Genomic DNA, 15310 nt, shown 5'->3' on the forward strand with positions numbered 1-15310 from the left:
TAACGTGCGTTCGCAATTCCTTCGTTTCGCGCTCGCCGGTATAGTGGGATTCATTGTCGATGCTGGCATGCTATGGCTCATGCTGTGGCTCGGGCTCGGCTACTTCGCTGGGCGCGCGGCGTCGTTTCTCGTGGCCGTTTGGGTCACCTGGCGATTGAACCGGCAATTCACGTTCTCGGACAAGCGGTGCGGATCCGTATGGCGCGAATGGTGGCGGTACCTCACCGCGATGTCCGCCGGCGGATGCGTGAACTATGCCGCGTACAGCGTGGTGGTCCTTAATTTGCCGCCGCGCGTCTTTGTACCTTACGTCGGAGTAGCGGCCGGCTCGCTCGCTGGCCTTGCGGTCAATTTTTTTTCCGCCCGCTGGTGGGTTTTCCGTCGCAAGCGTTAACAATGAAGAGAAGCAAAAGCGGAGCAGGGTTCTGTTGCGGAGCACTGCGAGCGCGACTGGAGACAATCGATTTGAACACACCGCGTGCGCTTGTCGAACAGCACACTAATCCGCGTACGGCGCAAAGCGAATCACGCCGTCGTGCTCGACGCGCTCAAGCTCGCCGGAGTGCCACAAGAAATGCAAATGGGCCAGCGCCTCGCCAATCGCGAACGTCATCTGATGCAGGTCCAGCGGCCGCTTGAACATCAGCGGCACGATGTCGGCTGCGCTGCGCGGCTGCCGCACGCACGCCTCGAGTACTTCGCCCAGCCGCGCCGCGTGATGCTCGCGCAACTGCGCGATGCGCGTGTGCAGGCCGCGGAACGGCTTGCCGTGCGACGGCAACACGAGCGTATCCTCGGGCAATCCGTGATAGCGGCCGAGCGAATCCAGGTACTGCGCCAGCGGGTTGCCGCACGGCTCGATCTCCAACACCGATATATTCGTCGAAATCCGCGGCAACACCATATCCCCGGAAATCAACAGGCGATCCGCGTCGCAATACAGCGCACAATGCTCGGTTGAATGACCCACCCCGGTGATGACGCGCCAGCGCCGCGAGCCGATCGTCACCGTGCCCCCCTCCTGCATCCGCACGTACGACGCGGGCACCTGCGGAACCAGCGTGTGATAATACCCCTTGCGTACGCGGATCTTCTCGACCGACTGCGGATCGTTCAGGCCATGGCACGCGAAAAACCGCGCAGCCGCCTCACCGCCGGCGTTCGACCCCCCCTCCTTGGACGACGACAATAGACAACCCATCAGGTATTCGCCCAGCGTCATCCACAGCGGGGCGCGCCAGCGGCCGCGTTCGCCACCGCCGCACAACCAATGCGCCAAGCCCAAATGGTCCGGGTGAAAGTGGGTGACCAGCACACGTAGCACCGGCAGGCCGCCCAGCACATCGTCGAAGATCCGCTCCCAATGAGCCTTGATCGTGTCGCTCGCGATCCCAGAATCGATGATCGTCCAGCCGGGCTGCGCGCCGAATTGGTCGCGCAGCAGCCACAAGTTGATGTGGTCGAGTTTGAAGGGCAACGGCATGCGGATCCACAGCACGCCGGGCGCGACTTCGTGCACGGTGCCGTCGGCCGGTAGGGTATCGGCGAAAGCGTAGTCCAACTGATGTTCGAGCGCGTTCATGGGGGTCGGGTTTGCAGTCGTTGCGTTCCGGCAAGGTTGACGATAACGTAAACGTGCATTGTATCCATGTTGCCGCCGACATGCCGACGCACTACACCATTACTGAATTGGCCCGTGAATTCGGCGTGACGCCGCGGGCGATCCGTTTTTACGAGGACCAGGGCCTGCTGTCGCCGAGCCGCGAAGGCGCGAGCGGCCTACGCCGCGTATTCTCAGCGCGGGACCGCACGCGGTTGAAGCTGACGTTGCGCGGCAAGCGGCTCGGCTTCACGCTATCCGAGGTCCGCACCCTGCTCGAGCTGTACGAATCGCCAACCGACACGGTCACGCAGCTTCAGGCCTTTCTCACCACGCTAACCGAGCACCGGCAGGCGCTGGAGCGTCAATTGGAAGATTTGAGCGCGACGCTCGAGGATCTTGCCCAGTACGAAGCGCAAGCGCGAGCGCTGCTTGAGTCGTCGCAGCGGCATGATGCGGCGACTGAACCGCAGCAAAAGACGCTAAATTGATGAAACATTTCCCGAAACTGCTGTCTTCGCAGATCGGCTTTGACCTTGCGCAGACGATTCTGGATGGCTTCAACCGTCACTACCAGATCTTTCGCGAAGCCGCGATCGATGCGAAACGCCAGTTCGAGCGCGGCGACTGGCACGGGTTGCAAAAGCTCGCGCGCGAGCGGATCACCTCGTACGACGACCGGGTGCGCGAGTGCGTCAAGCTGCTCGAGGACGAGTATGACGCGGAGAACATCGACGACGAAGTCTGGCCGCAGATCAAATTGCACTACATTGGGCTACTGACCCACCACCGGCAACCCGAGTGCGCGGAGACGTTCTTCAACTCGGTGTGCTGCAAGATCTTGCACCGCTCGTATTTCAATAACGATTTCATTTTCGTGCGCCCGGCCATCTCGACCGAATACATCGAGAACGACGAGCCGGCGGCCAAGCCCACGTATCGCGCATACTACCCGGAAGCCGACGGGCTCGCGTCGACGCTGGAGCGCATCGTCACGAATTTCCAGCTCGATGTGCCATTCGAGGATCTGCCACGCGACGTGAGCTGCGTGATGCGCTCGATTCACGACGCGTTTGGCGAGTTCGACGCGGCGTTCAACTTCCAGATCCACGTGCTGTCGTCGCTGTTCTTCCGCAACAAGGCAGCCTACATCGTCGGGCGGATCATCAACGGCGAGCATGTGATCCCGTTCTCAGTGCCGATCCGCCATACCGCGGACAGCCGGCTGACGCTGGATACGGTGCTGTTGCGCCGCGAGCAAATCCTGATTATCTTCAGCTTCTCGCACTCGTACTTCCTCGTCGACATGGAGGTCCCATCGGCAACCGTGCAGTTTCTGCGCTCGATCATGCCGGGTAAGCCGAAGGCCGAGATCTACACGTCGGTGGGCCTGCAAAAACAGGGCAAGAACCTGTTCTACCGCGACCTGCTGCATCACCTATCGCACTCCAGCGACAAGTTCATCATCGCTCCCGGCATCAAGGGCTTGGTGATGCTGGTGTTCACGCTGCCCTCGTTCCCTTATGTGTTTAAGCTGATCAAGGACAGTTTCCCGCCGCCGAAGGAGACGACGCGCGAGCAGATCCAGGCCAAGTACCAGCTCGTCAAGCGGCACGACCGCCTCGGCCGAATGGCCGACACGCTCGAGTATTCGGACGTCGCGTTGCCGCTGTCGCGGTTGGACGATGCGCTGATCAAGGAACTGGAGAGGTACGCGCCGTCAATGATCGAGTACGAGGGCGACACCGTAGTGATCCGCCATCTGTACATTGAGCGCCGCATGACGCCGCTGAACCTGTATCTGCACAATGGCACGGACGAGCAGATCGATCACGGCATCAAGGAATACGGCGACGCGATCAAGGAATTGATCAAGGCCAACATTTTCCCCGGCGACATGCTATATAAGAACTTCGGCGTGACGCGTCACGGCCGCGTCGTCTTCTACGATTACGACGAGATCGAATACTTGACGGACTGCAATGTGCGCCGCGTGCCGCCACCACGTCATGACGAGGACGAAATGTCGGACGAGCCCTGGTACGCGATCGGCCCGCACGATATCTTCCCGCAGACCTACGGCACGTTCCTGCTCGGTGAGCCGCGCGTGCGCGCCGCGTTTCTGCGTCACCACCCGGATTTCTTCGACCCGGCGTTGTGGCAGTCGACAAAAGAGCAGTTACTAGCTGGCATGTTACCCGATTTCTTTCCCTATGAACGCAGCGAGCGATTTTGCGTGCGTTACCCCGAATGCTTCGCGGCGGCCCGCGCCGCGAAGCCGCTGGCCAACATACGCCACGCGCCGCCGTTGCATGAGACCTGACCGACAAGCAATGTACGAAGCACGACCAACTAACGAAACGATGACCATGGATCAAAAACCATCCTCTCCCCAAAAACCGTCCACTCCTGCGTCCGAACCGCTTGCACACCTGTTTGAAAACAACCGGCTGTGGGTCGAACGCAAGCTCAGTGAAGACCCCCAGTACTTCGCGAGACTGGCCGAGCAACAGAACCCGGAGTACCTGTGGATCGGCTGCTCCGACTCGCGCGTGCCCGCAAACCAGATCATCGGCTTACCGCCCGGCGAAGTGTTCGTGCACCGGAACATTGCCAACGTGGTCGTGCACTCGGACCTGAACTGCCTGTCAGTGATCCAGTTCGCCGTCGAGTTGCTCAAGGTCAAGCACATCATGGTGGTTGGCCACTATGGCTGCTCTGGTGTGCGTGCCGCGCTGTTCGGCACGCGCGTCGGATTGGCCGACAACTGGCTGCATCACATCCAGGACGTGCACGGCAAGCACGCGGCGCTGCTTGCCGAATGGCCGTTGGGCCAGGCACGGCACCACCGGCTCGTCGAGCTCAACACGATTGAGCAGGTGGTCAACGTGTGCCGCACGACGATCGTGAGCGATGCGTGGCAACGGGGCCAGCAGCTCACCGTGCATGGCTGGGTGTACGGCGTGCACGACGGCAAGATGCGCAACCTGGGCATGACGATCTGCGAGCCGGGCGAGCTGGATACAACCTATGCGCTATGCGTGGATGCCCTAAAGCGCAACCGTCCAGCCGATGCGGCGCCGCCGCCTCATCCAAACGACGTGCTCGCCGACGATGCGGCGCGCCTGGCGGCAGCCGTCGGCCACGTACACCAAGGCGAACCAGCTGCCGGCGTCACGCGCTGAATCGAACCAGGAAACCCCTCGATTTGAACACAACACCCCGATGACTGACTCCATCGAACACGATCCGATCGTGATCGCCAGCGTCGCCCGTACGCCGATTACTAGTTTCCAGGGCGGTTTCGCGTCGCTGACTTGCCCGCAGCTCGGCGCTGCGGCGATTAGCGCCGCACTGCAACGGGCGCGCTTGGAGCCCTCGCAGGTCGACGAGGTGGTGATGGGGTGCGTGCTGCCCGCCGGAGTTGGCCAGGCGCCGGCGCGCCAGGCAGCTTTGGGCGCAGGGCTGCCGCTGTCCACCAGCTGCACGACGGTCAACAAGATGTGCGGTTCCGGCATGCGCGCTGCGATGTTCGCGCACGACATGCTGGTGGCGGGCACCGCGCAGGTCGTCGTGGCCGGCGGCATGGAAAGCATGACGCAGGCACCTTACCTACTGCCCAGAGCCCGCGCTGGGCTGCGCATGGGTCATGCGCAACTGATCGACCATATGTTCTTCGATGGCCTGGAGGATGCGTATCTGAAGGACGAGCGCGGCGGCGGTCGGCTGATGGGCGCCTTCGCCGAGGAGTGTGCGGCGTCATATGGATTCTCCCGTGAAGAACAGGATGCGTTCGCGATCGCCTCGCTGCAGCGCGCGAAGGCAGCCAGCGAGAACGGCTTGTTCGACTGGGAGATTGTGCCGGTTACTGTGAACGCGCGCGCCAGCCAGGCGATCGTGTCACGTGACGAGCAACCGTTCAAGGCAAACTTAGACAAGATCCCGACGCTCAAACCAGCGTTCCGCAAGGACGGCACCATCACGGCCGCCAATGCATCGTCGATCTCCGACGGCGCGGCCGCGCTCGTGATGATGCGCGCTTCGCGCGCCGACGCGTTCGCGTACACTGGCGAGTTGCGCCCGGTAGCCCGAGTGGTCGGCCACAGCACGCATGCGCAGGCGCTCAATCTGTTCACGACCGCGCCGGTCGGCGCGATCGCGAAGCTGCTCGACAAGAATGGTTGGCGCGCGCAGGACGTCGACTTGTACGAAATCAACGAAGCGTTCGCGGTCGTCACCCTGGCCGCGATGAAGGAACACCGCTTACCCCACGAGAAAGTCAACGTGCATGGCGGCGCCTGTGCGCTGGGCCATCCGATTGGCGCCTCGGGTGCGCGCATCATCGCGACGCTGATCGGCGCGCTGCGCCAACGCGGCCTGAAGCGGGGTGTCGCAAGCCTGTGCATTGGCGGCGGCGAAGCCACCGCGATGGGGATCGAACTGTTTTGAACAGCACACCGCACACGCCCCGCGCATGGCCCGCAGCACGTCTGCACTTGTCGCCCGAGGCGCCGTGCCCCTGCGGCGCAATGCAGCAAGGCCGCTCGGCACGTTATGGCCCCTGCTGCGCGCGCTTCATCGAAGACGGCGAAGCGGCGCCCTCGGCGCTCGAGTTGATGCGCTCGCGCTATACCGCCTATACGCTCCATGCGTTCGACTACTTGCGCCAGACGTGGGATCCTGCCACCTGTCCACCGGATCTCAGCTGCAACGCCGATACACCAACCCGCTGGCTCGGCTTGACGGTCAAGCAACACGTCAGCGACGATGATGCGCATAGCCGGGTCGAGTTCATCGCGCGCTACCGAAGCGCCGGTGCAGGTGGCGGGCGCGCACAGCGGCTGCACGAGCTGAGCCGGTTTTGCCGCGGTGACGACGGTCGGTGGCGCTACGTTGACGGCGACATACTCGATTAATCACCACCGGCGATTTTTGATTGCTTAAGCTTGAAGCCTTGCCGATGAGGCCGACCCTACCTCATATCCCGTCACCGACCCGCGTGCCGCCTGCCGCGATTGTGCGACGCCGGTGCATCCGATATGAGCAGGGGCAGGCGAAGCGCCGAATTGGCAGGGTTTCGCGCAGTCGGGCGGCGCCTATGTCGAGCACGGTTGCGATGTCGCCGACAATGGCTTGGCCCAGGCGCAAGATGTAACGGCCACGATCGCCTACATGTCAACGCAGCCGTATATCGACGCGCAGCATATCGTCGTAGCCGGCGCTTCGCACGGTGGGCTGACGACGATCGCGTATGGGCAGCGGCCGCAGCGCGGCGTACGCGGCCTGCTGAACTTTGCCGGCGGACTGCGTCAGGACGCATGCAGCAGCTGGCAGCACAACCTGACGCACGCGTTCGCCACTTATGGCGGTAAAGTGCGACTGCCGTCGCTGTGGTTCTACGGCGAAAACGACTCGTTCTGGTCACCACAGCTGGTGGCGCAGATGTACAGTGCTTACGTAACCGGCGGTGCACATGCAGAACTTGTGGATTTCGGCTTCTACAAGGACAATGCACACCGGATCGTCGGGGATCGCGACGGGATTGCGCTCTGGTGGCCGCCAACCCAGCAGTTCCTCACGCAGATTGGCATGCCCACCGCCGTGCGCTATCGCGTCGAAGATACGCCTGCTGTGCAGCCGACCGGCTATGCGTCGATCGACGCGATTGATGCAGTCTCCTACATAAATGACAGCGGCCGCAAAGGCTATGAGACATTCCTGAAACAATACCCGAGCCGCGCGTTTGCGCTGTCCGACAGTGGTGCGTGGTCATGGGCCGAAGGGGGCGACGATCCCGTATCGGTCGCGCTGGACAATTGCCAGAAACACAGCCGCGATCCGTGCCAGCTGTACGCAGTGGACAACGCCGTCGTCTGGGCGGGCCGTTGACTGGCGCCGGGTAATTCGTATGACTGTAGACTTTGAAGAACAATTCGTCTGATCTGATTTCCCGTAGTCTGCGCGCAGTGTGGCATCCGTGCACGCAGATGAAGCACCATGAGCAGTTGCCATTGATCGCCGTTGCGCGCGGCGCCGGGGCATGGCTCTACGATCGCGACGGCAAGTGCACTGAGGAAACGGCAACGTACATCGATATCGACGCACTGCTCGAGCGACTTGGGCACTGACGCGCGCTAGTCCGGGCCTTGGCGGCAAACCATACCCCGTTGGTAAATCTGCTTACGGAATCCGACAATCGGCGCTGCCTAGGACGTACCCCCGTGGGAAACTGGCCGATGTGCATCAATCCGCGCACATTCAAGCGGATTCGACAGAAACGGGGATAGACCGATGACTATGACCCAAAGCACGGCCCACACTGGCCTGCCAGCGTCCATTGCTCGGGGCGGTTCAGATACATGCGCGCTGGCCGACATCAGTACAGCGAGGGCCGAACGCAGCAGTACCACCGATGTCACGCGTAACCAGCACACCATGCGCTGGAGCACCTGCGACATCGCTGCCTTGTACGAATTGCCTCTGGGCGATCTGCTGTTGCGTGCGCAGCAAACACATCGCGACCACTGCGCTCCAAACGCCATCGAGCTGTCAGCGCTGCTGTCGATCAGAAACGCCGGGTGCGAGGAAGACTGCGCCCGCTGCCCTTCATCCGCTCACCTTGGCATGGGACTGAAGGCGGCGCCGCTCATGTCGCTGCACGACGTGCTCAGTGCAGCCCGCGCGGCCAAGGAAAGCGGCGCGAGCCGGTTCTGCCTAAGCGCCGCATGGCGCAATCCCAAGGCGCGGCATTGGGACAAGATCCTGGAGATGATCCGCGGCGTTAAGGCGCTCGGGCTCCAGACCTGCGCCACGCTGGGCATGCTCAACGACGAGCAGGCCAAGGCACTGCGCGATGCGGGACTGGACTACTACAACCACAATCTCGACACCTCGCCCGAGTTCTATGGGCAAATCATTTCGACCCGCACTTATCAGGACCGCCTGGACACGCTCGAGCGAGTGCGCAATGCGGGCATCGCGGTGTGTTGCGGCGGCATCGTCGGGCTGGGCGAGTCGCGCCGCGACCGGGCCGGGTTGATTGCACAACTGGCGAACATGACGCCCTACCCAGAATCGGTGCCAATCAACGCTCTGATGCGCGTGAAGAGCACGCCGCAAGCCGATGCCACGGCGCTCGACCCGTTCGAGTTCGTCCGCACGATTGCCGTCGCGCGCATCACAATGCCCACGGCAGTGATCCGCCTGTCGGCCGGACGCGAGCACATGGACGATGCGCTGCAGGCGCTATGCTTTTTTGCCGGCGCCAACGCCGTACTCTACGCAGACCCCTTGCTGGAACCGGGGCACCCGCAGCTGGCCAAGGACTGCGCGCTGTTCGCCCGGCTGGGACTGCACATCGCGTAACGCTCGTACTGGCTATAGCCGCAGGAGGCAGCCGCCCCCCGCTTGAACGGCGCGCGGCACTTCATGCACGCCGTGTATCTCAGGCCGCTATCGACGCTTTTGCGGAACTATTTCGTCAAGCGTTCCGCCGTCGATAAAATGCGTTTGCTCCGCTTTAGCCCAACCACCAAATACCTGTTCGACAGTAAACGTCTTAATTGCTGGAAACTTCGCTGAATGCATCGCCAATATCGTCGCGTCGCGTGGTCGAAAATGGTGATTTGCGATGATTTGCTGCGCCTTAGGCGACCATAGGTAATTGAGATACGCCTGGGCTTGCTCACGCGTGTTGCGCTCGTCGACGACCTTGTCCACCAGGGCAACCGGCGGCTCAACAAGCAAGCTTATCGACGGATATATCGCTTCATAGTTCTCTCCCCCTTCGCCACCTATGATAGAAGCCACTTCATTCTCGAACGTCACGAGTACGTCGCCGATACCATGCTGCGTGAACGTCATCGTTGCGCCTCGCCCCCCGGTATCAAACGTCGGCGTATCAGCCATAATCGCTTTCACAAATTTCTTCGCCTGAGCGTCATCCCCTCCCCGCTGCAGTTTGTAGCCCCATGCAGCCAAATAGGTATAACGGCCGTTACCCGATGTTTTGGGGTGGACCATAATGACCTGAATACCCGGCCGCGCGAGGTCATCCCAGTCCCTAATCTTTTTCGGATTACCCTTACGCACAACGAACACCACCGTAGTCGAATAAGGGCTGCTCGAATTCGGCAGCCGCGTACGCCAGTTTTCAGGCAAAAGTTTCCCACGCTGAACGAGCAGATCGATATCCGTTGGATGGTTCATCGTTACGATATCGGCCTGCCGCCCGTATAGCACGGACAACGCCTGGGAAGTTGATGCACCGTGCGACTGCCTGATTGATATGGATTCGCCTGTGCTCTTCGTATAGCTGGCGACGAAGCTGGCGTTGATATCCTCATAGAGTTCGCGCGTAACGTCATATGACACATTCAGCAGCGACTCGTTGGCACGCGCGCCCTCCGTCGCTGCTAGCGCTAATATCAGGCACACCGCCAACACGAGCCATTTTGCACGGTGAATCGCCATCCCCTTTCCCCGGTCTAAAAATCGCATTGTAACCAGCGCCCAAAAGTAGGGCAGCCGAAGACCATGGCGCTTGTTGCGCCTGCTCTGGAAAGAAAATTTCGTTCCGGTAGCGCATGCCGTCGGCACAGAATAGGCGCTCGCCATGCCAAGATAGACCTGCTTTGATTTCTGTCAATGGGCCGAACCGCTGGCACTGGCATACTCGTATGTGGACTAAAGTTTGTTGCCGCTGCTCGGCTCCAGAGCCGAGCAAGCCACCGCGCACCGCACAAGGACATCACCCGCATGACGACCACCCGCGACCTGTTCGATGCTGAGTTGATCAGTCGCTACGCGCTCGACGGCCCCCGCTACACGTCCTATCCGAGCGCGGCGTTGTTCAATTCATCGCTGAACGTCGAGACATACCAAGGCGCCATCCAACGGTCCAATGCGCGTGGCGGGGACTTATCCCTGTATGTGCATCTTCCATTTTGCGACACCGTTTGCTTTTACTGTGGCTGCAACAAAGTCGTCACGAAAAACCGCAGCCGCGCCGACCGCTACGTCGAAACGCTGAGCCGGGAGCTTGCGCTGCAATCGACGCTGTTCGGACAAGGCCGGCGGATACGCCAACTGCATTGGGGGGGCGGCACGCCAACGTTCCTGTGCCGGCTTCAAATCATGCAGTTGATGAACTGGATCGGCGAGCATTTCACACTCACGCCGGATTGGAACGACGTCGAGTATTCAATCGAGATCGATCCTCGCGCGATTGACGATTCGACAATCGCAGTGCTGCGCGAGATGGGCTTCAACCGTCTGAGCCTGGGCGTACAAGATTTCGATCCGCTCGTGCAGCAAGCGGTCAACCGGCTCCAGCCACACGAGATGACAGCCGGCGCGATCCGCCAGGCACGCGAGAGTGGCTACAAGTCGATCAGCGTCGATTTGATCTATGGGTTGCCGCACCAGACGGTATCGAGCTATGCGCGCACGCTCGACACCATCATCGAACTTGCACCGGACCGGCTGTCAGTGTTCGCTTACTCCCACCTGCCGCATCTGTTCAAGATGCAGCGCCAGATCGATTCGAACGCGCTGCCATCGCCCGCGCAGCGGCTGGCGATCCTGCAGTTAGTCATCGAACGGCTCAGCGACGCCGGCTACGTCTATATCGGGATGGATCATTTTGCCCGGCCGGACGACGAGCTGGCGATCGCGCAACGCAACGGCACGCTGCACCGCAACTTTCAAGGCTACAGCACCCACGCTGACTGCGACGTATTGGGCATCGGTGCGTCCTCGATTGGCCGCATCGACGATGTCTACGCGCAAAACGAAAAGGACGTCGAGCGCTACGAGGCTCGGGTGCGCCGCGGCGAGCTGCCGCTTTCTCGTGGCTGGCGGCTGAACGCCGATGACCAGCTGCGACGAGACGTGATAGGGCAATTGATGTGTGCATTCTCCTTGCGCTTCGCGCAGGTCGAGGCGACGTACGGCATACGCTTCTCGTCGTATTTCGAGCAGGAGCTGGAGCGCCTGCGTGCACTGCAAGCCGACGGGCTGGTGTCGGTAGACAATGAGGGCATCGTCGTACCGATGCGCGGCCGGCTGCTGATTCGCAATATCTGCATGACGTTCGACCGCTATGTGGATACCTCCAGCGTCGCGGTGCAGTACTCGAAGACGGTCTGAATGGCCGCCGGTCGCGGTGCGGTGCTCGAGCGCGACGAGCCGGTCGCTGGCCTCGTACAACGCAAGCGCGGGTACTAACGAGGGCAGGCGTGCTAGCGCCCGTGCCGGCGCAACAGCGCGTACAGCAAGATAGCGCCGAACGTTGCGGTGCCAATGCCGCCGAGCGCGAAGTTGCCCAGGTGCACCGTAAAGTCGCCCGCGCCCAGCACCAGCGTGACTGCGGCCACGATCAGATTACGGTTTTCGGTGAAATCGACGCGGTTCTCGACCCAAATGCGCGCGCCGGTCACCGCGATCAGCCCGAATACGACGATCGATACGCCGCCGAGGACGGGGCCTGGGATCGTCGCGATGAGCGCACCGAACTTCGGCGAGAAACCGAGCACGACCGCGATCAGCGCGGCCACCACAAATACGAGCGTCGAGTAGATCTTTGTGGCGGCCATCACGCCGATATTCTCCGCGTATGTCGTCACGCCAGTACCGCCAGCGAGGCCCGACACGATGGTGGCCAAACCGTCGCCGACGAACGCACGGCCAATATATTGGTCCAGGCTCTGGCCGGTCATTGCGCCGACTGCCTTGATGTGACCAAGGTTCTCCGCGACCAGGATCACCGCGACCGGCGCCAGCAGCGACATCGCCGGCATTTGGAATACCGGCGTCGCGAATCGCGGCATCCCGAACCAGGCGGCGCGAGCAACGACCGAAAAGTCGATCGGCTCGCCCAGCCCAAGCCCGTTGGTGACGAGCGCATACATCGCATAGGCAAGCGCCAGTCCGACGAGAATCAACAGCCGTTGCACGATGCCGCGCGTGAACACGGCGATTATGCCGACGGTGACCACGGTCAGCAACGCCATCGCCGCATCGAATGTCGTCGCCGTGACGCCCTTAACTGCGATCGGCGCAAGGTTCAGGCCGATCACGGCCACCACCGCGCCGGTGACCACCGGCGGCATCAGCTTCTCGATCCAGCTCGTGCCGACCACGGTCACCCACAACCCGATCGCCGTATAGACAACGCCGCACGCGACGATGCCGCCCAACGCGACCGGCACGTTCAGATTCGGACCCTGCCCAGTGTAGCCCGTGGCGGCGATCACCAGTCCAATGAACGCAAAACTCGATCCGAGGTAACTCGGCACGCGGCCGCCGACCAACACAAAAAACAGCAGCGTGCCGATACCCGACATCAGGACGCACAGGTTCGGATCGAATCCCATCAACAACGGCGCGAGTATGGTCGAGCCGAACATCGCGACCACATGCTGCACGCCCATCGCCAGCGTCTGTGCGGCCGGCAGCCGCTCGTCGGGTGCAATGACGCCGGGCGGCGCGCTGGAGCGCCCGGTTACGCCGCTGACCCTACGCCAGCATGGAAAGTAGGAATCAAACATAAAGGCTATCCTTCGATTGTCGTTGTTGGCTGTCGTTGTTGGCTGTCGTTGCTTGGTTGTCGTTGCTTGGTTGTCGTTGTTCGCTCATCGTTGTACGCGCCCGCCATCATAACCGTCGCTTACCGGCGCGCGTGGATAGCGCCGTCTCGGACAGGTCGATCTCGCGAATCAGCTTATTCAGCGTCACGTCGTTGATCCGATTGGCCCCGCGCAACCGCACCAGCGCCATGCGCTCCGCGCGCATCGCGGCAAAACGCATCTGCACCTCGACGCTCTCGGTGAGTCGCGCCTGCTGCCGTTGCGCTTGCTCCTCGCCCAACCTGGCCTTGCGATGCCGGTATGCGTCGCACAGGCGCGCCGCCACGTCGCCAGCAGCCGCTGCGCGTGCGGTGTCCTCGCCGGCGCTCAGTGACGTCAGCTCGCCATCGATTGCGCGGATCGCTGCGTCGGCGGCCGCCACGCGCGCGTCGCGCTCTTCTTGCGCGTGCGGATCAACGCCGCGCCGCACACCGCTCGTGAGCAGTGGCAGTCCGATTAGGCCAATGGCGAGCGACGCTAATATCACGCTCGACGCAATGAACACCGCTAGCTCCCGAGCGGGCAGCGGCGTGCCATCCGGCAGCGCGATCGGCAGTGACAGCACGCCGGCCAGCGTGATCGCACCACGCACGCCGGCCACGGTCGTCAGCACGACGATCCGCAAGCCCGGCACCGCGCCCTTGACACCTTGCCGAGACGCGCGGCGGCTGGCGAACCAGCGCAGCAACCAGACCCAGACGAAGCGCAACGCATACAGCACGATAATCACTGCAGCGAGCTGGCTGAGCAACGTCCAGAAGTCTGTCGCGCCACTATGATGCGCGTCGATCAGCACCGGCGCGATCAGGTGCGGGAACTGCATGCCGAGCAGCGTGAACGCGACGCCGTTGAAAACGAATTCGATCAGCGACCATGCACTCTGCGTACGCACCCGTATATCCAGCGGACCCACGTGCGCGATCGGCGCATAGTTCATTGCCATCCCAGCCGACACCGCAGACAGGATGCCGGACAATCCCAGATGTTCGGCGAACAGGTACGCAGCAAACGGTATCAGCAACGTGACCAGTGCGCCGGCCGCCGGGTCACCGTCGCCGGGCAGCTGCGACAGGCGGCTGGACACGAAGCTGACCGCCCATGCGATGGCCGCGCCGACCAGCAGCCCGCCGGCGGCGATCAGCACAAAACCGATCGTGGCGTCACGCAGCGAAAACACGCCCGTGACCGCCGCGGCGACCGCGAACTTAAACGCGACCAACCCTGACGCGTCGTTCATCAACGCCTCGCCTTCGAGAATGTGCATCAGGTGGGGTGGAATGCGCCCAGGGCCGGCGATGCCGCTGAGCGCGACTGCATCGGTCGGCGACAGTACAGCAGCCAGCGCAAAGGCGACCGGCAGCGGCATCTGCGGGATCATCCAATGGATGAAGTAGCCCAGACCGGCGACGGTGAAAAGCACCAGAAACAGCGCCAACATGAGGATCGCGCGGCGTTGCATGAAGAATTCGCGCTTCGGGATCCGCCATCCGTCGGCAAAAAGCAGCGGCGGAATGACCAGCAGCATAAAGATCTCCGGGTCCAGCCGCAGCTGCGTCGCCAGGTCCAGCGGCGCGAAGGCAAGCGCGGCGCCGACGAGGATCTGAATCAGCGGCATCGGCAGCGGGACGTGTACCAGCCGGTCGATCAGCCCCGACGCCGCGACGGCCAACAGCAGAATGAGAATATTAAAAACGATTTGCATGTGCACAATGAGGTGAAACGAAGATACACAGTTCCGCGTGACGGATTCCCCCGATGAAGTACGCGCACCATACTGGTACGCGCGAAACCGGGCGCGGCGCGCCGTTGCGGTGTCCATCGCGGCCAGCAAGCATCACAGAACGAGTACAGAGCTGGCTTTCTCATCCGATGAAGCGTGCGGCACAGCGGTTTGCGGCCGGCGAGCCATTGTCCGCGGTATGCTGGAACTTCCTGTCGCTGGAGCACGCGTCGCGATGCTACCTGCTCGATGAGACGGCCGCTGCCGATCGCTACGTGGGTCGGCGAGCGACCGTGCATGCTGTGCACCGACGTAGATTGGCGGCCGGATCCGGCCGACGAACGGCCAAGCGGCACCATCGCA

Annotated in this window: 12 protein-coding genes and 3 pseudogenes; 11 read left to right on the plus strand and 4 right to left on the minus strand. The window is 62.1% G+C overall.

All coding sequences use genetic code 11. From position 1 onward, the window contains the following. Positions 1–4: 4 nt before the first annotated feature. The gene (locus B0B13_RS11480; protein WP_076796465.1) at positions 5–394 is read left to right on the plus strand and encodes a GtrA family protein; all 390 of its coding nucleotides are present in this window, start codon (positions 5–7) and stop codon (positions 392–394) included. Between the two features lie 105 nt (positions 395–499). Here the strand turns inward: B0B13_RS11480 and B0B13_RS11485 are convergent, their stop codons facing one another. Then, positions 500–1582, minus strand: coding sequence for an MBL fold metallo-hydrolase (locus B0B13_RS11485; RefSeq protein ID WP_076796467.1), 1083 nt, complete (start codon positions 1580–1582; stop codon positions 500–502). Positions 1583–1662: 80 nt separating this feature from the next. Between B0B13_RS11485 and B0B13_RS11490 the strand changes: the two genes are divergently transcribed. From B0B13_RS11490 to bioB, 8 genes and pseudogenes are all read left to right on the plus strand, one after another. After that, a complete protein-coding gene (locus tag B0B13_RS11490; protein WP_076797297.1) occupies positions 1663–2091 on the plus strand; it encodes a MerR family transcriptional regulator in 429 nt (142 codons plus the stop codon). Further along, a complete protein-coding gene (gene aceK, locus B0B13_RS11495) occupies positions 2091–3923 on the plus strand; it encodes a bifunctional isocitrate dehydrogenase kinase/phosphatase (RefSeq protein ID WP_076796471.1) in 1833 nt (610 codons plus the stop codon). Before B0B13_RS11490 ends, aceK begins: the two co-directional genes overlap by 1 nt. Before the next feature lie 46 nt (positions 3924–3969). After that, a complete protein-coding gene (gene can / locus B0B13_RS11500; protein ID WP_076797298.1) occupies positions 3970–4785 on the plus strand; it encodes a carbonate dehydratase in 816 nt (271 codons plus the stop codon). Between the two features lie 40 nt (positions 4786–4825). Next, positions 4826–6049: an acetyl-CoA C-acetyltransferase gene (locus B0B13_RS11505; RefSeq protein WP_076797299.1), complete on the plus strand. Its 1224-nt coding sequence runs from the start codon at positions 4826–4828 to the stop codon at positions 6047–6049. 41 nt (positions 6050–6090) lie between these two features. Then, on the plus strand, positions 6091–6516 hold the full coding sequence (locus B0B13_RS11510) for a YchJ family metal-binding protein (RefSeq protein ID WP_255710802.1): 426 nt from the start codon (positions 6091–6093) through the stop codon (positions 6514–6516). A 142-nt stretch (positions 6517–6658) separates the two neighbouring features. Beyond that, positions 6659–7477: pseudogene (locus tag B0B13_RS11515) on the plus strand (dienelactone hydrolase family protein); the annotation flags it as partial. Between the two features lie 44 nt (positions 7478–7521). Next, positions 7522–7665, plus strand: a pseudogene (locus B0B13_RS11520) (adenosylmethionine--8-amino-7-oxononanoate transaminase); the annotation flags it as partial. A gap of 226 nt (positions 7666–7891) precedes the next feature. Next, positions 7892–8965: a biotin synthase BioB gene (gene bioB / locus B0B13_RS11525; protein WP_370643237.1), complete on the plus strand. Its 1074-nt coding sequence runs from the start codon at positions 7892–7894 to the stop codon at positions 8963–8965. An 87-nt stretch (positions 8966–9052) separates the two neighbouring features. Here the strand turns inward: bioB and B0B13_RS11530 are convergent, their stop codons facing one another. Continuing rightward, positions 9053–10072 (minus strand): sulfate ABC transporter substrate-binding protein, encoded by a 1020-nt coding sequence (locus tag B0B13_RS11530; RefSeq protein ID WP_076785967.1) that lies wholly within the window; start codon positions 10070–10072, stop codon positions 9053–9055. A 285-nt stretch (positions 10073–10357) separates the two neighbouring features. On the opposite strand from B0B13_RS11530, the gene hemN reads away from it, so the two are divergent. Beyond that, entirely contained in the window at positions 10358–11749 is a 1392-nt protein-coding gene (gene hemN / locus B0B13_RS11535) for an oxygen-independent coproporphyrinogen III oxidase (RefSeq protein ID WP_076796480.1), read from the plus strand. 92 nt (positions 11750–11841) lie between these two features. On the opposite strand, the gene B0B13_RS11540 is transcribed toward hemN, so the two are convergent. Both B0B13_RS11540 and B0B13_RS11545 read right to left on the minus strand, forming a co-directional pair. Continuing rightward, a complete protein-coding gene (locus B0B13_RS11540) occupies positions 11842–13149 on the minus strand; it encodes a solute carrier family 23 protein (protein ID WP_076796483.1) in 1308 nt (435 codons plus the stop codon). Between the two features lie 106 nt (positions 13150–13255). Further along, positions 13256–14929, minus strand: coding sequence for a Na+/H+ antiporter (locus B0B13_RS11545; RefSeq protein ID WP_076796485.1), 1674 nt, complete (start codon positions 14927–14929; stop codon positions 13256–13258). Between the two features lie 170 nt (positions 14930–15099). On the opposite strand from B0B13_RS11545, the pseudogene B0B13_RS20080 reads away from it, so the two are divergent. Beyond that, a pseudogene (locus B0B13_RS20080) lies at positions 15100–15249 on the plus strand (EAL domain-containing protein); the annotation flags it as partial. Positions 15250–15310 lie beyond the last annotated feature (61 nt).

This window comes from Burkholderia sp. b14 (assembly GCF_900156195.1).
Classification (GTDB): domain Bacteria; phylum Pseudomonadota; class Gammaproteobacteria; order Burkholderiales; family Burkholderiaceae; genus Mycetohabitans.